Raw genomic sequence first — 21,172 nt, 5'->3', positions numbered from 1 at the left:
GACATTGCCTGCTGTGCAAGGGGGCAGTGCCGGTCGGGCGCCCGAAGCGGGCGCACCTCGGCGCGATCCGACGGGACCCGGCAGTCGGCTTTAGCTGAACATACCCAGGATCAGTTGCAGACCGCCGCGAATGCCCAGATCCACCAGAGCAAAGAACACGGCAGTCAGAGCCGCCATGATGAACACCATGACCGTGGTCAGCAGAACCTCGCGCCGCGTCGGCCAGACGACCTTCGCAACTTCGGCACGGACTTGCTGAATGAACTGGATCGGGTTTGTGGTGGCCATTAGGCTTGATCTCTCTTCTAGCGGATGGGCCGGACATAGCCGGGCATTGCGGCAATTTCAAGGGCCGTCGGCATCACGATTGCACCCGGTCAGGACTTGGGGCGATCATCCCACTCGTTGCTCAGAATCCGTCGGGCATCGCCTTCGGGGTCGTCATATTGGTTGCTGCGGACCGTGTAGATGAACGCCACCAGCCCAACACCGCCCAACAGCAGCGAAATCGGTATCAAATAGGCCAGAACTTCCATAAGGATCACCTCAGGCGCAGAGCGTTCAGGGATACGGTAATCGACGATGTGGACATCGCCAAGGCCGCGATCAAGGGCGTCGCAAGGCCGGCAACGGCCAAAGGCACCGCGATGACATTGTAGATCGTCGCAATCTGAAAATTCTCGCGGATGCGCTGCGTCGCCCGGACAGCAGTATGGCAGGCATCGGCGATCGGCGACAGGTCATTGCCTAGCAGAACGATGTCCGAAGCCACACGGGCCGCATCCAGTGCCGAAGCCGGAGAGATCGAGGCATGGGCCGCCGCCAGCGCGGCTGTGTCGTTCAACCCGTCACCGACCATCAAAACCCGGCGGCCTTGGTCTGCCAGCTTCTGAATGTGTCCCGCCTTGTCCTGCGGCAGTGCCCGCGCGATCCAGGTCTCGATTCCCAGCTTCTCGGCCAGAGCTTTCACGGCGTTGGTCGTGTCCCCGGACATGAGGATGACGTCCTTGCCCGCATCGCGCAAAGCCGCGACCGCGTCGGCGGCGCCGGGGCGCAATGAGTCGGCAAAGCGGAACTCGACCGGGCGATCGTCCCCCACCGCCAACCAAGCCGCGGTGTAATCACCTTCCGTCGCGCCCACCCATTCGGCTCGGCCCAGCCGCACGAGTTGCCCCTGAAACTGGCCTTCGGTCCCGTGACCGGGAATCTCGGTGACGTTTTCAACCTCGGCCGGGGTATACCCCTCGGCCCGAGCGGCCCGGGTCAGGGCGACCGCCAGCGGATGCGCCGAAGCCTGTGCCAAGGCCAGAGCGATCTCGATCTCGCGGCCTGTGTGTTCGCCACCGTTGACCAGTTGAGGCGCGCCTGATGTGAGCGTTCCGGTCTTGTCGAACACTACGGTGTCGACCTCGGCCAACCGCTCCAACGCGGTGGCGTCCTTGATCAGCATCCCCTTGCGGAACAGCCGCCCCGAGGCTGCGGTGGTGACCGCAGGAACCGCCAACCCCAACGCACAGGGGCAGGTGATGATCAGCACAGCGGCGGCGATGTTCAGAGCTGTGCGCAGATCGCCAGAATAGATGTACCAGCCAACGAAACTGAGTGCGGACAGGATATGAACCCCGGGGGCATACAGCTTGGCCGCCTTGTCCGCCAAGGACGTATAGCGCGACCGCCCGGATTCCGCGATGGCCACAAGATCTGCCATGCGGTGCAGCGAAGTCTCTTCGCCCACCGCCGTTGCCTGAATGGTCAGCGGCCCGGTCAGGTTGACCTCACCCGCGCTGACCTGTGTTCCCGGCTGGGCAAACACCGGCAGGGTTTCACCGGTCAGCAACGACCGGTCCAACTCGGATTCACCGGTCACGATCTTGCCGTCCGCCGGCATCCGCCCCCCTGGTCGCACCAGGATCAGGTCACCGACGGCCAGTTCGGCAACAGCGATCTCGCGCTCGGCCCCGTCAACAAGACTGATGGCGCGCGGCACCTCGAGGGCTGTCAGCTCTTCCGCGGCGGAGCGGGCCGCGGCACGGGTGCGGTAATCCAGATAGCGCCCCGCCAGCAGAAAGAACGTCAGCGTCAAAGCCGCATCGAAATAGGCGTGCTCACCGCTCAGCGCCGTTTCCCAAAGCGAAGTGACCAAGGCCAGCAGGATCGCCAGAACGATCGGCACGTCCATGTTCAGGCGGCGAACACGCAGCGCGCTCCACGCGTTGGCAAAAAACGGTTGGGCCGAGAACGCAATGGCCGGGAGGGCGATGGCCGCCGATATCCAGTGAAACATGTCGCGCGTCGCGTCAGTGGCGCCGGACCAGACGGACACTGACAGCAGCATCACGTTCATCGATGCAAAGCCGGCGACCGCGAGCCGCATCAGCAGGTCCCGTCCGGCCTTGTCCGATTGCGTGGCTGACAGGGCACCCGGATCCAGCTCATGCGCCTCGTACCCGGCCCGATCGAGGACCGGGATCAGATCCGTTGCCCGAACCTCGGGCCCCGCCTTGATCAGAGCGCGCTTGAGCGTCAGGTTGACCCGCGCGTCCTGTACGCCGGGGTGCGCGTTCAACGCACGTTCGACATTGGCAATGCAGGCCGAGCAATGAATGCCCGGCAGTGACAGCGCGATCTGAACGTCGACCGGTACCGGCCTGGCCGGTTCCGCCGGAGCCGCGATGCAGCCCGGGCAGGCTGCGGTCCCGGATGTCACCCGCGACGACATCAGCCTAACCCTTGATGTACAACGGAATGCGCCGACTGAATTCCGCGCCGTCCGCATCGCGCGCGACGATACGGACATTCCAGTTGCCCTTTCCAAGTGTCGCCGGGGTGGAATACGCCACACCGTCAAAGGTGAAGTCCGGCGAAAAATCCTCGCGCATATGAGTTGCGCGGCCGACCACGGCCTGCAGCTCGGCCACCCGCACAGGCACGCCTTGCGCATCCGTGATGCGAAGGATCAGCAGGCCGCCCTTGGTTTCCACGTCTGCATCCCAGCCCAGAGACTGCTGCTCCTGCAGCTTTTCATTGAACTCCTGACTGGCAACGTAGGAGTTCTTGACCTCGAGCCCGGGAAATGTCGCGACTGCTTTGTAGGCCAGCACCAGATTGACGGCGATGATGACCCCGAAGGACCCGACAAAAACCGCAAGAGCGTGCTTTCCGGTGAATTTGCGCTCGGCCATGGTTCAGTTCCCCCGCCCGTTGAACGTGGTGTCCTTATAGGCGCGCTCGCCGCTTTGCAGATCTTCGACCCAGATCCGGACCGGTGTCGTTTCCGCCGTTGCGGGCGCTGTATCTTTCGCGGCGACGATGTAGACCCGGGTCAACTGTGCCGTGTCCGCAGTGACGTTTACCGTATCCAGTTCCGTTCCTTCAATCTGAACCTGCAGGCTTGGGTCACCGACTAGAGACAGTTTGAACAGGCGGTCTTCGCCATGTTTGTTCCGCAACCGCACGTCGTAGGTGTTGCGGATCGAACCGTCGGACATGGTCACGAATGTCGGATTGCGCACCGGCGCCACCGTCAGATCGATATCCGACCGGATGAACAACGCAAACAGCAGGCCAAATCCCACCAGCGACCAAAGCGCGGTATACATGATCGTCCGGGGCCGCAGGATGTGCTTCCACACGTTCTTGGGAGGCTGGCCTGCGCGTTCATGTGTTTCGTCGCTGAGCGCCATATAGTCGATCAGACCGCGCGGCTTGCCGATCTTGGCCATCATGTCGTCGCAGGCATCGATGCACAGCGCGCAGGTTATGCACTCCAGCTGTTGGCCATCACGGATGTCGATCCCGACCGGGCAGACATTGACGCAGGCCATGCAATCGATGCAGTCGCCCAGTTCAGAGTCGGCCGTCCGTTTGCCCTTGCCGCGCGGCTCGCCCCGCCATTCTCGGTAGCCGACCACCAGCGTGTCCTCGTCCATCATCGCCGCCTGAATTCGCGGCCACGGACAGGCATAGATACAGATCTGCTCTCGCGCGAACCCGCCGAAGAAAAAGGTCGTGCCGGTCAGAACCAGCATGGTGGTATAGGCGATCGGATGAGCGTTGCCGGTCACAAGGTCCCGCGCCAGGGTCGGCGCATCCGCGAAATAGAACACCCAGGCCCCGCCGGTCGCCAGACCGATCAGGAACCAGACCACCCATTTGGTCAATCGCAGCCGGGCCTTACGGAAATCCAGCTTCTTCTGACGATGAAGGCGCAGGCGGGCGTTTCGATCGCCTTCGATCCAGCGCTCGACCAGAATGAAAAGGTCGGTCCAAACCGTCTGTGGGCAGGCATAGCCGCACCACACCCGCCCCAAGGCCGACGTAAACAGGAACAGGCCCAAGCCGGCCATGATCAGCAGTCCGGCCACAAAGTAGAATTCGTGTGGCCAGATCTCGATCCAGAAGAAGTAAAAGCGGCGGTTCGCAAGATCCAGCAGCACCGCCTGATCCGGAAGGCTGGGCCCCCGATCCCACCGGATCCACGGCGTCACATAGTAGATGCCAAGCGTGACGGCCATTATGATCCACTTGAGGTTCCGAAACTTGCCGGAAACGCGCCGTGGAAAGATCGGTTCCCTTGCGGCGTAAAGGCTGGGGGCTGGGGTGTGATCGCTCACGGCATGGCTCCGGATCTTGCTGTTTGTCGGGCGACTTGTTCCAGATCATACACCGGACAACTTTGACATGGGTCAAAAGCGCATCGCGCAGACACCTTTTGTCACACCTGGTTCGCTTGGCGTTTCAGCCACCCGACGAACGTCTTCACCGCCTTTCTCTGCGGCGTTTGCGCCGTCACGATGTGGTAGCCTCGGGCGTCAGGTGCGACATGCAGTTCAACTAGTCTTCCGGCCACGATATCACGTTCGACGAAATGTCGCACCGTCACCGTGACCCCCTGCCCCGCGCGAACGCCCTCAAGGACCAGGTTGCCCGGCAGACTGGTCCGTCCGGCGCCTGGGTCCATGGCCGCCCCATGTTGTGCCAGCCATGTGCTGGCTTCGGTCGTGCCCACCTCTTCCAGCCACGGCAAACGGGCCAGATCAGCCGGCGACCACTCGGATCTGGACCCTAAGAGACTGGGCGCGGCAACGATGACCATCGGGGTTTTCAACAACATCTCGGACCGGACGCCCGGCCAACCGCCTGCCCCGTATCGAATCGCGACATCCACCCCGCCGGGGCGCAGATCGACCAGTTCCGGTGACGGATCCAAGGTCAGATCGATCCCCGGGTGATCCGACCGGAAAATCGGCAGCCGCGGCATCAGCCATGAAGCTGCAAATGAGGAGGTCAGCGAAACGTGTACCGGCCGATCCTCTCCCGCGTGCACCAGGTCCGAGACCGCCGCATGGATGGCGCCAAACCCCAGTTGAACGCTGCGGGCCAAGTGTTCGCCATCCGACGTCAGGACCAGAGTCTTGCCCGACCGGTCCAACAGGGTCACGCCCATATGCGCCTCAAGCGCGCGCAACTGCTGGCTTATGGCGGCATGACTTACATTCAACGCATCGCCAGCCTTGACGATGTTTCTGTGCTCGGCGAATGCAGCGAAAGCCCGTAGCGCCGATAGTGGCGGAAGGTTCAGCCAGTCCATATGTAACCTCTGCTTACATATGAACACGGTAATTGAGTCGCAAATATCCGGTCAAGAGCCGATGCTGGAACCCGAGTTCATCGCATCAGGAGAAAGACCATGCTGAACATCTACGCTGCTTCCTTCATGACCGCCACGCGGTTGAACGCACCCAAGCTGCGCGACGCGCCCAAACCGAATGCGCCAAAAAGGAAAAGATGGCTGCCCGCCGGACACTGGTGGGTCAGCAAGAGCCGCGAGTTGGATCCGCGCAACCTTTAGGATCAGTTTGCGTGCCCGCGCTGGACCGGGGCCATTGTCGGCACTATTTTCGGAAAATGCGGTGCCGGCTGTTCAGGAAACGCGCGAACAGATGGAACAGCCGGCACCTAGGCCTTCGGGCGGCACGCCGCCCGAAGGTGTTCCTGGATTTTATTGACCGCCACCCAATTGGTGGACATAGGCCGACACGGCGCGGATCTGCGCTTCGGTCAGACGCGTGTCCCAAGGGGGCATGACGCCAAACCGGCTGTAGGTCACCGTTTCGGTCAGCGTTTTCTCATCGCCGCCATACAGCCAGATCGCATCCGTCAGGTTCGGTGCGCCCTGCGCGATATCGCCCTTGCCGTCTTCACCGTGACAGGCCGCGCAATTATCCTCGTAGACAACCTTGCCCGCCTGCGCCGCAGCATCGTCGGTTTGGGCGTTGGTCAGCGACATCACATATTGCACGACCTGGGTGATTTCCTCGGGCTCGAGGATCTCGCCGAACGCCGGCATTTCGGAGTAGCGCGCGTCGTCGCTTTCTTCGTTGCGAATGCCGTAGCTGACCGTTGTGACGATGTCATCCAAGGTACCGCCCCACAGCCAGGCGTCGTCCAGAAGGTTCGGGAAACCCTTTGCGCCCTGCGCGCCCGAACCGTGGCACTGAGCGCACCAGGTGCGGAACACGGCGCCACCGGCGTTGACCGCATATTGCTGCAGCTCGGCATCCTTGGCGATATCATCCAGCGGTGTCTCGACCAGCTTGGCGTTCCACGGAGCGTTGGCCTCTTCAAACGAAACCATCTCCTTCTGCACCAACTCACGCGAGGACCAGCCAAGCACACCGGCGGTTGCGGATTGCACCAGCGGCCACGCCGGATACATGATCGTGTAGATCACACCCCAGAAGATGGTCGCGTAGAAGGTCCACAACCACCAACGCGGCATCGGATTGTCGAATTCCTCGATGCCATCCCAGCTGTGACCGGTCGTCTTGGGATCACCCGGCTGTTTTTCAGGTGTCTTGCTCATTTCCGCGCCTCCTCGGATGTGGCGGGTTTGTCTTGATGCCGGAACGGGATGTTTGCGGTGTCCTTGTATTCCTTGCTGGCACCGGGGCGGAACACCCAGATGACGATGCCGACAAAGAAGGCGAACAACAGAAGCAGCATCCAGCTATCCGCGAATTGCCTCAGGATCGTGTATTCTTCCATCACACCCTCCTTTAGCGGCTTGCATCCGGGGTGAAGGTCGAGAAGTCGACCAGCGTTCCCAGCATCTGCAGATATGCAACCAACGCATCGGCTTCAGTCAGTTCCGGCTGACCATCGAAGTTGCGCACGTTGACGTTTTCGCCATAACGCTCCAGCAGCCCGTCATAGTCGCTGTCCGGATCGGCCTGCGCCCGGAAATCGGCAACTGCGTTTTCCAGCATCTCATCCGTGTAAGGCGTGCCCAAAACCGCATTGGTGGCCATGATGTCACCGATATACCGGCCGTCGATCTTGCGGTTTTCCAGGAAGCCGTATTTCGGCATCACGGATTCCGGCACCACCGATTGCGGATCACGCAGATGGTCCACGTGCCATTGATCCGAGTAGCGGCCACCCACACGGGCCAGATCCGGCCCGGTGCGCTTGGACCCCCACTGGAACGGGTGGTCATACATCGACTCAGCCGCCAGCGAGTAGTGGCCATAGCGCTCGACCTCGTCCCGCATCGGGCGGATCATCTGACTGTGGCAGACATAACAGCCTTCGCGGATGTAGATCTCACGCCCCGCCATCTCGAGAGGGGTGTAGGGGCGCATGCCCTCCACCTTCTCGATTGTATTCTCAAGGTAGAACAGCGGAGTGATCTGAACGATGCCACCGATGGTCACGACCAGGAAGCTGAAGATCAGCAGGAGGGTCGCGTTGGTCTCGAGGATCTTGTGTTTGTCGAGAATTGCCATTGCTCCGGCCCTCCTTATTCAGCCGGGACCGCGACGGTCAGGCTGGCCTCTTTGGCCGGAGCCCGCCGGACGGTCATCCACAGGTTGTAGCACATGATCAGCGCACCAGCGACGAACAGAACACCGCCCAGCGCACGCACCACATACATCGGGAACTTGGCCGCCACGGTGTCGGCGAACGAGTTCACCAGGAAGCCGTTGGCATCCACTTCGCGCCACATCAGGCCTTCCATGATACCGGTGACCCACATCGACGCGGCGTAGAGCACGATACCGATGGTGGCGAGCCAGAAGTGCCAGCTGACCATCTGCAGCGAGTACAGACGCTCGCGCTTCCAAAGAACCGGCACCAGGAAGTACAGCGCACCAAATGTGATCATGCCGTTCCAGCCCAGCGCGCCGGAATGCACGTGACCAATGGTCCAGTCGGTGTAGTGCGACAGCGAGTTCACCGCGCGGATCGACATCATCGGACCTTCGAAGGTGGACATGCCGTAGAAGCCGACCGAGATCACCATCATGCGGATGACCGGGTCGGTACGCAGCTTGTCCCAAGCGCCCGACAGGGTCATCAGGCCGTTGATCATGCCACCCCACGAAGGCATCCACAGCACGACCGAGAATACCATGCCCAGCGTCGAGGCCCAGTCAGGCAGCGCGGTATAGTGCAGGTGGTGCGGACCGGCCCAGATATACAGGAAGATCAGCGCCCAGAAGTGGATGATCGACAGTTTGTAGCTGAAGACCGGGCGTTCGGCCTGCTTGGGAATGAAGTAGTACATCATGCCCAGGAAGCCCGCAGTCAGGAAAAAGCCCACGGCGTTGTGCCCATACCACCACTGGATCATGGCATCCTGAACGCCCGACCAGACGATGACCGATTTCGAACCCCAGATGCTGACCGGAATGGTCATGTTGTTGACTAGGTGCAGCATCGCGACGGTAACGATGAACGCCAGGTAGAACCAGTTCGCCACATAGATGTGGGGCTCTTTCCGCTTGACGATCGTCCCCAGGAACACGGCCAGATAGGCCACCCAGACTATGGTCAGCCACAGGTCCACATACCATTCAGGCTCGGCATATTCCTTGGACTGGGTCCCGCCCAGCACATAGCCGGTCGCGGCAAGAACGATGAACAGCTGATAGCCCCAGAACACGAACCAGGCCAGGTTGCCGCCCCACAGACGCGCGGCGCTCGTGCGCTGCACGACATAGAAGGATGTGGCGATCAGGGCGTTGCCGCCAAACGCGAAAATAACCGCTGATGTGTGCAGCGGGCGCAACCGGCCAAAGTTCAGAAGCCCTTGCGCCCATTCGAAGTTCAGCACCGGAAAGGCCAGCTGGAACGCGATGAAGGTTCCCACCAGGAACCCTACGACACCCCAAAAAGCGGTTGCGATCACGCCATAGCGGATCACGCCATCCATGTACTCACCCGAACGATCGACAAGAATATCCGGCTCATCCGTGTTTCGCAGCGTCCAGATGAACAGGCCACCGGCGATGAGCATCACCAGTATCGCGTGCACCTGATACGCCAAATCCCGCGCATAGTTGGATCCGATCGCTGCGAACAGCACGACCAGACCAAGCGCGATCAGCTTGATGTAATTCGACATATTGCGTCCCTTTGCCATGCTCCGGGCGATTCTTGTGCCGCATAGAGCTTTCGTTGACTGGTTGCTGTATGATCCATGCACAACCAATGCTGCTTTGATCTGCATCAAGACAATAGCCTGAAAACTGTGACAGGCATAAGCAAATGAATGGGTTACCTGGTCGCACAGGTTTCAGAACCCGAAACACGAGGTCGAAATGGCTTATAAATCTCTTCTCACCGTCATGACGGAAACCAAATTTGCCAAGCCGGCTCTGGCCCAGTTGGTCGCCTTGGCCGAAGCGCAGGACGGCCATGCCGAAGCGCTGTGCCTCGGTGTCGACCGTAGCCAGACCGGCTACTACTACGCGGGCGCAAACGCCCTGATCCTTCAGGAGACCTTGAAGCGTGCAAATGCCGAGGCCGATGAAGTGCTTGCCTTTGCCGAGGATTTCCTGGGCAAGTCAGGCGTACGCTGGTCCGCTGAAAACGGCGTGGCGCAGATCGCCGACCTGGGTCGGCACGTCGCGCATCGGGCCCGTTTCTCGGACCTTGTCGTTTTGCCGCAGCCCTATGGCAAAGATCGCGGCGCCGAGGCCGAACCGATCATCGAAGCCGCCATGTTCGAGGGTCACGCCCCGGTTCTGGTGGTCCCGGATGACGCGAAACCGTTCGCCAGCCCTCGGACGGTGCTGATCGGCTGGAATGAGAGTGTCGAGGCGATGAATGCCATTCGGCGCGCGCTGCCGTTCCTGCGAGCGGCCGAGCTGACCCGGATCGTTGTGATCGATCCGCCGCGTCACGGCCCTGATCGCTCGGACCCGGGCGGTATGCTGTCGCAAATGCTGTCCCGCCATGGCGTGAAATGCGAAATCGACGTGCTGAGCAAGACGATGACGCGTGTGTCCGACATTCTGAACCGTCACGCCGCAGACGTCGAAGCCGACATGATCGTGATGGGCGCCTATGGTCACTCGCGGTTCCGCGAGGCCATTCTGGGTGGCGCTACCCGGAACATGTTGGAACAGTCCTCAGTTCCGGTTTTCCTGGCCCACTGAACCGCGGGCACGGCAAAAAAAATAACCGCCCCGTCCGGGGCGGTTTTTCGTCAGACCTTTTTGACCAAACCGATCAGGAACAGAAGGATGACGGCTCCGATCGTTGCAAAGAAGATCGACGACATCATACCGCCGCCGACGGAAAACCCGAGTGCGGGAAAAATCGTTCCGGCGAGAAAAGCGCCAACGATCCCGACGATGATGTTCCCGATCACGCCAAAGCCGCGGCCCTTCATGATCCTGCCCGACAACCAGCCCGCGATCGCGCCGACAAACAGCATTGCCAATAGGCTACCGAATTCCATGCCTTGCTCCTGAATATTGTTTCACGCAAAGGCATTAGAACACGGCCGGGCCGTTGGGTCACGCACGAACGTAGTGCATCCCCTGGAACCCGGATCGCAGATCCCGCACCTTGGGCGCGACCGATGCGGGATCATCGGCCGACAGCGCCTCGGCGAACAGGGCCACAAGTTCTCCGGCATGTTCGGGGGTCACGCCCCGCCGGACCAATTCGGGCGTTCCGATCCGCAATCCGTTCATGTCACCCGCAACCGAAGCGATCGGCAAACCGATACCACATGCCAGGAATCCAGCCCGCCGCAGGTGTTTTGACACCGCCTGCCCGCCCCCATAGTCGGCGGCCTTCAGCGCGAATTGGTGCGAGGTGGTGGCTCCACCAGCCCCTTTGAACACTGGCAATCCCTGATCTTCCATCTTGCTGGCCATTGCCTGCGCAAGATCGATCATCGCTTGTCCATAGGCCGGCCCGAAGTCAACCCAGTCCAGCAATGAGATTGCCAGAGCCGCCGATTTCGCGGCATCGAAATTGGCCGTCATTCCGGGAAATGCGATGGCGTCCAGCCGTTCCGCAATTTCGGCGTCGTTGGTGACGATCAGCCCACCCGCCGGGCCGCCCAGGCTTTTGTAGGTGCTCATCGTCATCAGATGCGCGCCTTCATCCAACGGGTTCGCCCAAGCCCCGCTGGCGATGATCCCGCATTGGTGGGCCGCATCGAACAGAACCTTGGCCCCGATTTCGTCGGCAATTTCGCGCACGGCCGACACAGGATGCGGGAACAGGTTCAGCGAGCCACCAACGGTGATCAACCGGGGCCGGTGCGTTCTGGCCATGTCGCGCAGCGCGGCCAGATCCAGACTGTACCCGTCCGCATCCACTGGTGCATTGATCGTTTGCAGACAATAAAGCCCCGCGCAGCCACCCTCATGGTGGGTCACGTGCCCGCCGATCGCGGCCGGAGGCGCGATGATCGTATCGCCCGGCCGTGTCAGAGCCATGAAGCCATACAGATTGGCCAAGGCGCCGGATGCCACCCGAACTTCGGCGTATCGCGCGTTGAACACGCGGGCCGCAAGCTCGGCCGCGATCACCTCGATCTCCTCGATGGCCTCAAGACCCATCTCGTATTTGTCGCCCGGATAGCCCAAAGATGGACGACTGCCCAGACCCGCGGCCAGTGCCGCCTCGGCCCTCGGATTCATGACATTAGTCGCCGGATTCAGATTGAAACACTCGGCATCGTGAATATCCGAGTTTCGCGCGATCAGCGCGCCGATCCGAGCCTCAATCGCCTCCGAGCTGCTGTCGGCAACCTTCCGGGCGATGGCCTGAACAAGGTTTTCGCAGTGGCCCGGAACCCAGGCACGGTGAGCAAGGTGCTGCATCTGATCCTCCGTCTTTGCGGCCAACGATGCAAAGATCCTGACTTGCGCGCAAATCAGTTTTGCGAAAAATTAGGGTCAGAAAAATTGAGCCTAAATCCATGCCCGTTGCTCCACCGCGCCCCAAACCCCTACCTCTGAACGCGCTGCGGGCGTTCGAGGCCGCAGCCCGCCTGGGCGGATTCTCGGCGGCGGCTACGGAACTTGGCGTCAGCGCAGGCGCGGTGTCAGCCCATGTCAAAACGTTGGAAGACGAACTGGGTGCGCCCCTTTTCGAGCGCACCGCAAGAGGCGTTGCCCTGACCGCGCTGGGACAGAAGGCATTGCCGGACCTGACCAAGGCCTTCGACACCTTGGGACAAACCACATTGGCCATGCGCGCCCAGGCACAGCCGCAGGTGGTGCATATCGTGACGCTGCCCTCGATTGCACAGCTGTGGCTGTCGCCAAGGTTGCCCGAACTTCGAGCCGCAGAGCCGGAAATCGAAGTTTCGCTCACGGCCGAGGAAACCCCGCCCAACCTCAAGCGCGCGCCCTTCGACATCTACCTGTTTTTCGGCGGTGACTTGGGGGACCCCATCGCCGAAGACGCCATCTTTCCGATTTGCGCGCCGGCCTTGGCGCGTCGCCTGACTACGCCCGAGGACTTGGCGAATGTGACCTGCCTGTCCGACTCTACCTGGTTCGACGATTGGCAAACCTGGGTGGCCGCGGCGCGACCCGGATGGGCGTTCACACCCCGCGGGCCGGTTTTCTCTTTGTACGCGCTGGCCGTCGAAGAAGCGCTGAACGGTGCGGGTGTGTTGATGGGACACAAGGCGCTGGTTCAGCCGCATCTGGACAGCGGTCGACTGGTGGCTCCGTTCGAAACGGTGGTCACTCTTCCCGACAGGCTCAAGCTGTGGTCGCCACGTGCCGCCCGATCGCAGACACCGGTCGGGCGCGTCGTCGAGTGGCTCAGAAAAACCGCTTAGACCAGAAACCCGCCGTCCGAATCATCCCCGGCCTCTTCCATCAGGCGGCCGATATCCGGAACGGTCACGTGGCGCTTGCCCTGCAGCAGGATCACTTCATCCTTTTTAAGCGCAGAAATCTGACGGCTGACGGTCTCGAGCGTCAGACCAAGGTAGTCGGCCATCGCCTCGCGGGTCAGCGGCAGGTCGAAGACGATGGGGCCGGATGAGCCCTTCTGGCTGGCAGACGCATCCCGGCGTGCGATGATCGACAGCAGGCTGGCGATCTTCTCTCGCGCGGTCTTGCGGCCAAGAACCAGCATCCATTCACGCGCCGCGTCCAACTCGTCCAACGTCATCTGCAGCAAGCGGTGGGCAATATGCGGTGTGCTGCCCATGAGGTCCTCGAACGGTTTCTTGCGGAAACAGCACATGACCACGTCAGTGGTCGCTTGAACGTCATAAGGCGCCGAGTCGCGCCCCGGCCGCCCTACGAAGTCGCTGGGCAGCAGCAGGCCCACCATCTGGGTGCGCCCGTCCTCCATGGTTTGGGTCAGAGACGCGATCCCGGACACAACCGAGCCTACGAAATTCATCTGATCGCCCGACCAGATGATCGTCTGACCGGCCTCGAAGCTGCGGTAATACTTGATTTCTTCCAACGCGACCAACTCGTCCGCATCGCAGCGCGCGCAGACGGCTCGATGCCGAATTGGGCAATCTTCGCAATTGGAGTGGTCAACGAGGGTATTAAGTGTCATGCGCGCGTCCACTTGATCTCGGTCAAGGTTTTCTGGTCGTCGAGCCTATACCGGTGTCGTCATGATAGTAAAACCTCAATTGGCAAAGCTCGGACTATTTGACGCGAAGGTACCGCGTTATACCAGCTATCCGACCGCCCCCCACTTCAGCAATGACGTGGGGCCCGACATGTTCAGCGACTGGATTTCCGCCATCCGGCCGGGCAGTTCGATCTCGCTCTATGTCCATGTGCCGTTCTGTCGCCGGCTGTGCTGGTTCTGCGCCTGCCGCACTCAGGGCACCCAGACCGACAACCCCGTCATCGCCTATGTCGATGTCCTCAAGGCCGAGCTGGACTTGCTGGCCGCGCGCCTGCCCAGCGGGGTGACCCTGTCGCGCCTGCACTGGGGCGGGGGTACGCCCACGCTGCTGAACCCCGACCTGATGCGTGAACTGGCTGCGCATATTCTGGGGATCGTCCCACTTGGACCCAACGCGGAATTCTCGGTCGAGATCGACCCCAACGAGGTGGATGCCGCTCGACTGGATGCGCTGGCCGAAGCCGGGATGAACCGCGCCTCGATCGGGGTTCAGGATTTCGACGACGAGATCCAGAAGACCATCGGGCGCATCCAGAGCTATGACACCACCCGCGAGGCGATCGACATGATCCGCGAGCGCGGTGTGCCCAGCCTGAACGCCGACATCCTGTACGGACTGCCGCACCAGACCAAGACGCGGATGACCGAAAGCGTGCAAAAGCTACTGTCGCTCAACCCCGACCGGGTGGCCCTTTATGGCTACGCGCATGTGCCGTGGATGGCGAAACGCCAGCAGCTGATCCCGTCCGACGCCCTTCCGACGCCGGAACAGCGGCTTGATCTGTTCGACACCGCGCGCCGTCTGTTCCTGTGGGACAATTACGAAGAAATCGGCATCGATCATTTCGCCACCAAGGATGACGGGCTGACCCACGCGCTGAAGGCCGGGCGGCTGAAACGCAACTTCCAGGGCTATACTGACGACCAGGCCGAGGTTCTGATTGGCGTCGGCGCCAGCTCGATCTCGCGCTTCCCGCAGGGCTATGCGCAGAATGCACCGGCCACGTCGGCCCATACCAAAGCGGTGCGCGATGGCCGGTTCTCGACCTCGCGCGGGCATCTGTTCAAGGATCAGGACATTCTGCGCGCCCGCCTGATCGAGGCCCTGATGTGCGACTTCCGCATCGAAACGGCCGAGATCCTGCGCGACCACGACATCTCGGCGGCCGAGCTGAAGGCGATGTACCAGCGCGCCAATGACGCCTTCGACGGGTTGTTGCAAATCACCGATGACGGGCTGTTCATCCCGCCCGAAGCGCGCGCCTTGGCTCGGATGATCGCCCGGACCTTCGACGCTTATGACCTGAGCAAGGCAGGCCACAGTTCGGCGATCTGACGACGGGCGACAGGCCGCAAGCCGGCCAGTCGCCACAATGCAAAAAAGCGGGGGGTTGACGCGCGCGGGGGGTTTTCCCCACACTCGGAAGGCGGGCGGAAGGCCGCCCGACGCCGAGGCAGGCCATCATTCAGACAGACTCGCCGGCGCATCCGCGTTCGACAGCTCCTTTCGTGCAACCACTCTGCAACTTGACGAAGGGACAGCACCCATGCGCGTTTTTACCGTCCTCGGCCCCAGCCAATCGGGCAAGACAACACTGGTCGAGGCCATCAGTCGCCTTGATGGCCGGCCCACCACATTCGACCTGTCCGGAACCGTGCATCTGCACGGTTTTTCTTATCTGGGCGAACCGTGGTGCGCGATCGACGTGGATGGCGGGGGCGATGCGCTGGCCTATGCCGGACCCGCCATGGCCATTTCCGACGCGGCCGTGGTGGTGGTCCCGCCGGACCCGGACGCGGCGGTTCTGTGTGCCCCCTATCTGCGGCTGGTCGAGGAGGCGGGCATTCCCTGCTTTCTGTTCATCAACCGGATGGACAACCCCAACGGCCGCATCCGCGACATCATCGCCGCGCTGCAGACCTATTGCAGCCATCACATCACCCTGCGGCAGGTGCCGATCCGTGAAGGCGAAACCATCGTCGGCGCCGTCGACCTGATCTCGGAGCGCGCGTGGAAATATCAGGAAGGTCAGCCCTCGGCACTGATCGAACTGCCGCAATCGGTGGCAGATCGCGAGGCCGAAGCCCGCACCGAATTGCTCGAAACCCTGTCGGATTTCGACGACCACCTGCTCGAGCAGCTGATCGAGGACAAGCAGCCGCCCAGCGCCGAGGTCTATGACCTGGCCGCGCAGGTCCTGCAGAACCATCAGTTGATCCCGGCCTGTCTGGGCGCAGCCAGCCATGGCAACGGGCTGACCCGCCTGATGAAGGCCCTGCGGCACGAGGCGCCCGAATTCGACATCGCCGCCGACCGGGACGCGGCGCCCGAGGCCGCCCGCGCCATCGCCGGGTTCGCCGACGTCAAAAAGCACATTGGCAAAATCATCGTCCTGCGGGGGCTGGGCGACGGGATCAAGGCGCATGACCCGCTGGGCGGCGAAACTGTTGGCAACCTGACCGCGCTGGACGCAAAGACCCAAATCGACGGGCTGAAGGCCGGCGAGATCGGGCTGGCGGTGAAATCCGATCACCTCAACCCCGGCAATATCTATGACAGCAGCGGCTCCACGCCGCTGCCGGATTGGGCCACGGCGCATCCGGTCGCCTATCGGCAGGTGGTGTCGCCGGCCCATGAACGCGACGACGTGCGCCTGTCCAACGCGCTGTCCCGGCTGGTCGAGATCGACCCGGGCCTGACGCTGGAACAGGACGAGCTGAGCGGCCACGCCGTTCTCGGTTCCCAAGGGCCGCAGCACATGCGGCGGGTGGTCGCCAAGCTGGCCGAGGATTTCGGGATCGAGATCGAAACCTCTCCGGTCGAGACCGCGTATCGCGAGACCATCCGCGCCACGGTCGAACACCGACACCGCCACCGCAAGCAATCCGGCGGAGCGGGGCAGTTCGCCGATGTGGTGATCTCGGTCGCGCCGCTGCCGCGCGGATCGGGATTTCAATTCGACGAGGTGGTCAAGGGCGGCGCCGTGCCCAAGAACTATATCCCCTCGGTCGAACAAGGCGCGGTCGATGCATTGGCGCAGGGCCCCGAGGGCTTTCCGGTGGTGGATGTGAAGGTCACCCTGCATGACGGCAAGCATCACAACGTAGACAGTTCCGATTTTGCCTTCCGGACGGCAGGCAAGAACGCCGTGCGCGAAGCCTTGCCACAGGCCAAGCCGGTTGTTTTGCAGCCGATCCTGAACGCCGAGATCCATGTTCCGTCGGCCTTCGTGGGCGATCTGGTGCCCACGATCAGCTCGCTTCAGGGGCAGGTACTGGGGTTCGAGGGCAACCCGAACGCGCCGGGCTGGGAGATATTCAACGCCCAACTGCCCGCCGTGGCCGAGGACGAACTACACCGCACACTGGCCAGCGCCACACGCGGCACCGGCTGGGTCAAGCTGCAGTTCGACCACTATGAAGAGCTGCGCGGCCCGGTGCCGAAATCGGCGGCGCGCGAAGCGGCCAACGCCTAGCCCGCCGCAGCGATCAGTTCGCGGGTATAGTCATCCTGGGCGTTGACGAAAAGATCTTCGGCAGCGCCCATCTCGACCACGTCTCCGTTGCGCATGACGATCACCTTGTGTGACATCGCCCGCACCACCTTCAGGTCGTGGCTGATGAACAGGTAGGCCAATCCATATTTCTTCTGCAGGTCGCGCAGCAATTCGACGATCTGCACCTGCACTGTCATGTCCAGCGCACTGGTGGGTTCATCCAGCACCAGCAGCTTGGGCCGCAGCACCATGGCGCGGGCAATCGCGATGCGCTGGCGTTGCCCGCCCGAAAACTCGTGCGGATAGCGGTCCATGGCCGCCGGGTCCAGGCCCACCTCGGTCATCACCTCGGCCACCAGTTCGCGCGGGGCCCGGTGCGGGTCGACCTTGTGGATCGCCAGACCCTCGGCAATGATCTGCTGGCAGGTCATCCGCGGGCTGAGGCTGCCGAACGGGTCCTGAAACACGATCTGCATGTCCTTGCGCAAGCGGCGCAGCTCGCGCGTGGACCAGCGGCGCACATCCTGCCCGCGGAAGGTGATCCCGCCCTCGGAGGCGATCAGCCGCATGATCGCCAGCGCCAGCGTGGTCTTGCCCGAGCCGCTTTCGCCCACGATCCCAACGGTTTCGCCCGCCCGCACGCTGAGTGTGGCGTCGTTCACCGCCTTCACATAGCCGACCGTGCGCTTCAGGAACCCGCGCTGGATCGGAAACCAGACCTTCAGATGCTCGGTCCGGGCCACTTCTTCGGCGGCGGGGTCGATCGGGTCGGGTATGCCCGTGGGTTCGGCCGCCAGCAGCTTGCGGGTATAAGGGTGCTGAGGGTTGTCGAAGATCTCGGCCACGGGGCCGGTCTCGACGATCTCGCCATCCTTCATCACGCAGACCCGGTCGGCGATGCGTCGCACGATGCCCAGATCATGGGTGATGAACAGCATCCCCATGTTTTCCGATTTCTGCAGTTCGGCCAGCAGTTCGAGGATCTGCGCCTGAATTGTCACGTCCAGCGCAGTGGTCGGCTCGTCCGCGATCAGGATGTCGGGCTTGTTGGCCAGCGCCATGGCGATCATCACCCGCTGCCGCTGTCCGCCGGACAGCTGATGGGGATAGGCGTCCAGCCGTTCCTCGGGGTCGCGGATACCGACCTTGTTCAACAATTCGACGATCCGGGCGCGCGCCGCGTCGCCCGTCAGACCCTGGTGCAGGGCCAGCGATTCCGCCATCTGCTTCTGGATCGTGTGCAGCGGGTTCAGCGAGGTCATCGGCTCCTGGAAGATGAAGCTGATGTCGTTGCCGCGGACCTCCATCAGGCGCTGCTCGGATGCGCCGATCATCTCTTGACCGTCATAGGTAACCGACCCTTCGACGATCGCGCTGTCGCCCAGCAGCGACACGGTGGACAGCGCGGTGACCGATTTTCCCGACCCGGATTCACCCACCAGCGCCACAGTTTCCCCGCGATCGACATGGAACGACACGCCCCGAACCGCCGTGGTCACCTGCCCGTCCTGACGGAACGAGACCTTGAGGTTTTTCACATCCAGCAAGCTCATGAGAAGGTCTTTCGCGGGTCGAACGCGTCACGCACGCCTTCGAAGATGAAGACCAGCAGCGACAGCATGATGGCAAAGGTGAAAAAGGCAGTGAAGGCCAGCCATGGCGCCTGCAGGTTCTGCTTGGCCTGCAGGGTCAGCTCACCCAGCGAGGGCGCCGAGGACGGCAGACCGAAGCCCAGAAAATCGAGGCTGGCCAGCCCCCCGATCGTGCCGGTCACGATGAAGGGCATGAAGGTCAGCGTGGCCACCATCGCGTTGGGCAGCATGTGGCGGAACATGATGGTCAGGTTGCCCACGCCCAGCGCCTTGGCCGCGCGCACGTACTCCAGATTGCGGGCGCGCAGGAACTCGGCCCGCACCACGCCCACCAGACCTGTCCAAGAGAACAGGATCATGAGGAACACCAGCAGCCAGAAACTTCGCCCCAGCACCGCGAACATGATGATGATGACGTAAAGCGAGGGCGTCGCCGACCAGATCTCGATGATGCGCTGGAAGATCAGGTCCAGCCAGCCGCCGAAAAAGCCCTGCAGCGCGCCGGCAAATATACCGATCAGGCTGGCCGCGCCGGTGACGATCAGGGTGAACAGGATCGACAGGCGGAATCCGTAGATGACGCGCGCCAGAACGTCGCGTTTGGTGTCGTCGGTGCCCAGCAGGTTCTGCCCGTTGGGCGGCAGGGGCGCCGCACCGGGACGGTCGACGCTGGTGTTGTAGGAATAGGGGATCGGCGGCCAGATGGCCCAGCCGCGCTCGAATCCTTCGGCCTGGAACGTCCCCGCCTCGATCTGCTCGATGATGCCTTCGGGGTCGTCGAAACAGTCTTCCAGCCCGCCGCTGTCGATCAGGCAACGGACCTCGGGGTCACGATAGATCGCCTCGGTTTGGAAGTCGCCGCCGAACTCAGTCTCGGCATAGAAGTTGAAGATGGGCGTGTAGAACTCGCCCCGGTACTTCACCAGGATCGGTTTGTCATTGGCGATGAATTCCGCGAACAGCGACAAGCCGAACAGCACCGAAAAGATGATCAGCGACCAAAAGGCCCTGCGGTTGCGGCAGAAATTGCGCCAGCGGCGCTGGTTCAGAGGAGAAAGTGCCATTTACCCCTCGCGTTTCTCGAAATCGATGCGCGGATCGACCAGCACATACATCAGGTCGCTGATGATGCCGACGACCAGACCGAGCAGGCCGAAAATGAACAGCGTCCCGAAGATTACCGGATAATCGCGCGCCACTGCGGCCTCAAAGCCCAGACGACCAAGTCCATCCAGCGAGAAGATCGTCTCGATGATGATCGACCCGCCGAAGAACACGCCGATGAACACCGCTGGGAAGCCGGCGATCACGATCAGCATCGCGTTGCGGAATACGTGGCCGTACAGAACGCGCTGCTCGCTCAGCCCCTTGGCGCGGGCGGTCATGACGTATTGTTTCTTGATCTCGTCCAGAAACGAATTCTTGGTCAGCAGCGTCAGCGTTGCAAAAGCGGAAATCGTCAGCGCGATGGTCGGCAGGGCGATGTGCCAGAAATAGTCGGCCACTTTGCCCAGCAGGCTGAGGTCTTCCCAATTGTCCGAGGTCAGCCCGCGCAGCGGGAAGATCTGCCAGTAGGAGCCGCCCGCAAACAGCACCAGCAGCAGGATCGCGAACAGGAAGCCGGGGATCGCATAGGCCACGATGATCGTCGCGCTGGTCCATGTGTCAAACCGTGAACCATCCTTGACCGCCTTGCGGATGCCCAGCGGGATCGAGACCAGATAGGCGATCAGCGTCGACCACAGGCCCAGCGAGATCGAGACCGGCATCTTTTCCAGCACCAGGTCAATCACCGAGACCGAGCGGAAGTAGCTCTCGCCGAAATCCAGCGTCAGATAGTTGCCCATCATGTTCAGGAACCGCTCGACCGGCGGCTTGTCGAAGCCGAATTCCTTTTCCAGTTCGGCGATGAATTCCGGCGGTAGGCCGCGGGCGCCCACGTATTTGTCATCGAAGACGCCACCGCCGGGTTCGGCCCCGGCCCCCGCGTCACCGGACCCCGCAAAACCCGCAAATACATCGCCCTGCCCTTCGATCTGGGCGATGATCTGCTCGACCGGACCGCCGGGTACGAACTGCACCAGCGTGAAGTTGACGATCATGATGCCCAGAAGGGTCGGAATGACCAGCAACAGGCGTCGAAGAATATATGCGCCCATG

Annotated in this window: 21 protein-coding genes; 5 read left to right on the top strand and 16 right to left on the bottom strand. The window is 62.1% G+C overall.

Features of this window, described 5'->3' with window-relative positions; all coding sequences use genetic code 11:
- Nucleotides 1-90 precede the first annotated feature (90 nt).
- From secE to GOW72_RS02940, 6 genes are all read right to left on the bottom strand, one after another.
- Entirely contained in the window at nt 91-288 is a 198-nt protein-coding gene (gene secE, locus GOW72_RS02965; protein WP_093964338.1) for a preprotein translocase subunit SecE, read from the bottom strand.
- Nucleotides 289-377: 89 nt separating this feature from the next.
- Complete coding sequence (gene ccoS / locus GOW72_RS02960) at nt 378-536, bottom strand: cbb3-type cytochrome oxidase assembly protein CcoS (RefSeq protein ID WP_093964337.1); 159 nt, start codon at nt 534-536, stop codon at nt 378-380.
- Between the two features lie 5 nt (nt 537-541).
- On the bottom strand, nt 542-2,719 hold the full coding sequence (locus GOW72_RS02955) for a heavy metal translocating P-type ATPase (protein WP_170365016.1): 2,178 nt from the start codon (nt 2,717-2,719) through the stop codon (nt 542-544).
- A gap of 4 nt (nt 2,720-2,723) precedes the next feature.
- Nucleotides 2,724-3,182: a FixH family protein gene (locus tag GOW72_RS02950; RefSeq protein ID WP_170365014.1), complete on the bottom strand. Its 459-nt coding sequence runs from the start codon at nt 3,180-3,182 to the stop codon at nt 2,724-2,726.
- A gap of 3 nt (nt 3,183-3,185) precedes the next feature.
- Entirely contained in the window at nt 3,186-4,613 is a 1,428-nt protein-coding gene (ccoG, locus tag GOW72_RS02945) for a cytochrome c oxidase accessory protein CcoG (protein WP_170365012.1), read from the bottom strand.
- A 101-nt stretch (nt 4,614-4,714) separates the two neighbouring features.
- Nucleotides 4,715-5,590 (bottom strand): LysR family transcriptional regulator, encoded by an 876-nt coding sequence (locus GOW72_RS02940; RefSeq protein WP_170365010.1) that lies wholly within the window; start codon nt 5,588-5,590, stop codon nt 4,715-4,717.
- A gap of 99 nt (nt 5,591-5,689) precedes the next feature.
- Between GOW72_RS02940 and GOW72_RS02935 the strand changes: the two genes are divergently transcribed.
- Entirely contained in the window at nt 5,690-5,851 is a 162-nt protein-coding gene (locus GOW72_RS02935) for a hypothetical protein (protein WP_170364352.1), read from the top strand.
- A gap of 150 nt (nt 5,852-6,001) precedes the next feature.
- Here the strand turns inward: GOW72_RS02935 and ccoP are convergent, their stop codons facing one another.
- The 4 genes from ccoP to ccoN are packed head-to-tail and all read right to left on the bottom strand — an operon-like array spanning nt 6,002 to nt 9,409.
- A complete protein-coding gene (ccoP, locus tag GOW72_RS02930) occupies nt 6,002-6,865 on the bottom strand; it encodes a cytochrome-c oxidase, cbb3-type subunit III (RefSeq protein WP_170342399.1) in 864 nt (287 codons plus the stop codon).
- Nucleotides 6,862-7,047, bottom strand: a complete 186-nt coding sequence (locus GOW72_RS02925; RefSeq protein ID WP_093964331.1) for a cbb3-type cytochrome c oxidase subunit 3 — start codon at nt 7,045-7,047, stop codon at nt 6,862-6,864. Before GOW72_RS02925 ends, ccoP begins: the two co-directional genes overlap by 4 nt.
- Nucleotides 7,048-7,058: 11 nt before the next feature.
- Complete coding sequence (gene ccoO, locus GOW72_RS02920) at nt 7,059-7,787, bottom strand: cytochrome-c oxidase, cbb3-type subunit II (protein ID WP_093964330.1); 729 nt, start codon at nt 7,785-7,787, stop codon at nt 7,059-7,061.
- A 14-nt stretch (nt 7,788-7,801) separates the two neighbouring features.
- Nucleotides 7,802-9,409, bottom strand: coding sequence for a cytochrome-c oxidase, cbb3-type subunit I (gene ccoN / locus GOW72_RS02915; RefSeq protein WP_093964421.1), 1,608 nt, complete (start codon nt 9,407-9,409; stop codon nt 7,802-7,804).
- 196 nt (nt 9,410-9,605) lie between these two features.
- Here ccoN and GOW72_RS02910 point away from each other — a divergent pair, with 196 nt between their 5' ends.
- Nucleotides 9,606-10,445 (top strand): universal stress protein, encoded by an 840-nt coding sequence (locus GOW72_RS02910; RefSeq protein WP_170342393.1) that lies wholly within the window; start codon nt 9,606-9,608, stop codon nt 10,443-10,445.
- A 50-nt stretch (nt 10,446-10,495) separates the two neighbouring features.
- Here the strand turns inward: GOW72_RS02910 and GOW72_RS02905 are convergent, their stop codons facing one another.
- Both GOW72_RS02905 and GOW72_RS02900 read right to left on the bottom strand, forming a co-directional pair.
- Nucleotides 10,496-10,750, bottom strand: a complete 255-nt coding sequence (locus tag GOW72_RS02905) for a GlsB/YeaQ/YmgE family stress response membrane protein (protein WP_170365008.1) — start codon at nt 10,748-10,750, stop codon at nt 10,496-10,498.
- A 58-nt stretch (nt 10,751-10,808) separates the two neighbouring features.
- Complete coding sequence (locus GOW72_RS02900) at nt 10,809-12,131, bottom strand: serine hydroxymethyltransferase (protein ID WP_170365006.1); 1,323 nt, start codon at nt 12,129-12,131, stop codon at nt 10,809-10,811.
- Nucleotides 12,132-12,229: 98 nt separating this feature from the next.
- Between GOW72_RS02900 and GOW72_RS02895 the strand changes: the two genes are divergently transcribed.
- The gene (locus GOW72_RS02895) at nt 12,230-13,102 is read left to right on the top strand and encodes a LysR family transcriptional regulator (protein WP_170365004.1); all 873 of its coding nucleotides are present in this window, start codon (nt 12,230-12,232) and stop codon (nt 13,100-13,102) included.
- Here the strand turns inward: GOW72_RS02895 and fnrL are convergent.
- The gene (fnrL, locus tag GOW72_RS02890; protein WP_170360914.1) at nt 13,099-13,842 is read right to left on the bottom strand and encodes a transcriptional regulator FnrL; all 744 of its coding nucleotides are present in this window, start codon (nt 13,840-13,842) and stop codon (nt 13,099-13,101) included. The two genes, GOW72_RS02895 and fnrL, sit on opposite strands and share 4 nt — an antisense overlap.
- 61 nt (nt 13,843-13,903) lie before the next feature.
- On the opposite strand from fnrL, the gene hemN reads away from it, so the two are divergent.
- A complete protein-coding gene (gene hemN, locus GOW72_RS02885; protein WP_170365002.1) occupies nt 13,904-15,259 on the top strand; it encodes an oxygen-independent coproporphyrinogen III oxidase in 1,356 nt (451 codons plus the stop codon).
- Nucleotides 15,260-15,470: 211 nt separating this feature from the next.
- On the top strand, nt 15,471-17,399 hold the full coding sequence (locus GOW72_RS02880) for an elongation factor G (RefSeq protein ID WP_170365000.1): 1,929 nt from the start codon (nt 15,471-15,473) through the stop codon (nt 17,397-17,399).
- Here GOW72_RS02880 and GOW72_RS02875 read toward each other — a convergent pair.
- From GOW72_RS02875 to GOW72_RS02865, 3 genes are read right to left on the bottom strand one after another with little or no spacing between them, the layout of a single operon-like run.
- Nucleotides 17,396-18,973 carry an ABC transporter ATP-binding protein gene (locus tag GOW72_RS02875; RefSeq protein WP_170342383.1) on the bottom strand — a complete coding sequence of 526 codons (1,578 nt, stop codon included), beginning with the start codon at nt 18,971-18,973 and terminating at the stop codon, nt 17,396-17,398. The two genes, GOW72_RS02880 and GOW72_RS02875, sit on opposite strands and share 4 nt — an antisense overlap.
- Entirely contained in the window at nt 18,970-20,076 is a 1,107-nt protein-coding gene (locus GOW72_RS02870; protein WP_170342380.1) for an ABC transporter permease, read from the bottom strand. Before GOW72_RS02870 ends, GOW72_RS02875 begins: the two co-directional genes overlap by 4 nt.
- On the bottom strand, nt 20,077-21,171 hold the full coding sequence (locus GOW72_RS02865; protein ID WP_170341405.1) for a microcin C ABC transporter permease YejB: 1,095 nt from the start codon (nt 21,169-21,171) through the stop codon (nt 20,077-20,079).
- Between the last annotated feature and the right edge of the window lies 1 nt (nt 21,172).

Origin of the sequence: Ruegeria arenilitoris (genome assembly GCF_013032855.1) — a bacterium.
Lineage (GTDB): Bacteria > Pseudomonadota > Alphaproteobacteria > Rhodobacterales > Rhodobacteraceae > Ruegeria > Ruegeria arenilitoris.
The sequence above is the reverse complement of the archived record's forward strand: the minus strand, read 5'-3'. Positions and strand labels throughout refer to the sequence as shown.

Coding starts and splice junctions, on each gene's coding strand:
- fnrL (WP_170360914.1), bottom strand. CDS start 13,842: ATGACACTTAATACCCTCGTTGACCACTCCAATTGCGAAGATTGCCCA.
- GOW72_RS02880 (WP_170365000.1), top strand. CDS start 15,471: ATGCGCGTTTTTACCGTCCTCGGCCCCAGCCAATCGGGCAAGACAACA.
- GOW72_RS02870 (WP_170342380.1), bottom strand. CDS start 20,076: ATGGCACTTTCTCCTCTGAACCAGCGCCGCTGGCGCAATTTCTGCCGC.
- ccoS (WP_093964337.1), bottom strand. CDS start 536: ATGGAAGTTCTGGCCTATTTGATACCGATTTCGCTGCTGTTGGGCGGT.
- GOW72_RS02940 (WP_170365010.1), bottom strand. CDS start 5,590: ATGGACTGGCTGAACCTTCCGCCACTATCGGCGCTACGGGCTTTCGCT.
- GOW72_RS02875 (WP_170342383.1), bottom strand. CDS start 18,973: ATGAGCTTGCTGGATGTGAAAAACCTCAAGGTCTCGTTCCGTCAGGAC.
- GOW72_RS02895 (WP_170365004.1), top strand. CDS start 12,230: ATGCCCGTTGCTCCACCGCGCCCCAAACCCCTACCTCTGAACGCGCTG.
- secE (WP_093964338.1), bottom strand. CDS start 288: ATGGCCACCACAAACCCGATCCAGTTCATTCAGCAAGTCCGTGCCGAA.
- GOW72_RS02935 (WP_170364352.1), top strand. CDS start 5,690: ATGCTGAACATCTACGCTGCTTCCTTCATGACCGCCACGCGGTTGAAC.
- GOW72_RS02865 (WP_170341405.1), bottom strand. CDS start 21,171: ATGGGCGCATATATTCTTCGACGCCTGTTGCTGGTCATTCCGACCCTT.
- GOW72_RS02905 (WP_170365008.1), bottom strand. CDS start 10,750: ATGGAATTCGGTAGCCTATTGGCAATGCTGTTTGTCGGCGCGATCGCG.
- hemN (WP_170365002.1), top strand. CDS start 13,904: ATGATAGTAAAACCTCAATTGGCAAAGCTCGGACTATTTGACGCGAAG.
- GOW72_RS02910 (WP_170342393.1), top strand. CDS start 9,606: ATGGCTTATAAATCTCTTCTCACCGTCATGACGGAAACCAAATTTGCC.
- GOW72_RS02950 (WP_170365014.1), bottom strand. CDS start 3,182: ATGGCCGAGCGCAAATTCACCGGAAAGCACGCTCTTGCGGTTTTTGTC.
- GOW72_RS02955 (WP_170365016.1), bottom strand. CDS start 2,719: ATGTCGTCGCGGGTGACATCCGGGACCGCAGCCTGCCCGGGCTGCATC.
- GOW72_RS02900 (WP_170365006.1), bottom strand. CDS start 12,131: ATGCAGCACCTTGCTCACCGTGCCTGGGTTCCGGGCCACTGCGAAAAC.
- ccoN (WP_093964421.1), bottom strand. CDS start 9,409: ATGTCGAATTACATCAAGCTGATCGCGCTTGGTCTGGTCGTGCTGTTC.
- ccoO (WP_093964330.1), bottom strand. CDS start 7,787: ATGGCAATTCTCGACAAACACAAGATCCTCGAGACCAACGCGACCCTC.
- GOW72_RS02925 (WP_093964331.1), bottom strand. CDS start 7,047: ATGGAAGAATACACGATCCTGAGGCAATTCGCGGATAGCTGGATGCTG.
- ccoP (WP_170342399.1), bottom strand. CDS start 6,865: ATGAGCAAGACACCTGAAAAACAGCCGGGTGATCCCAAGACGACCGGT.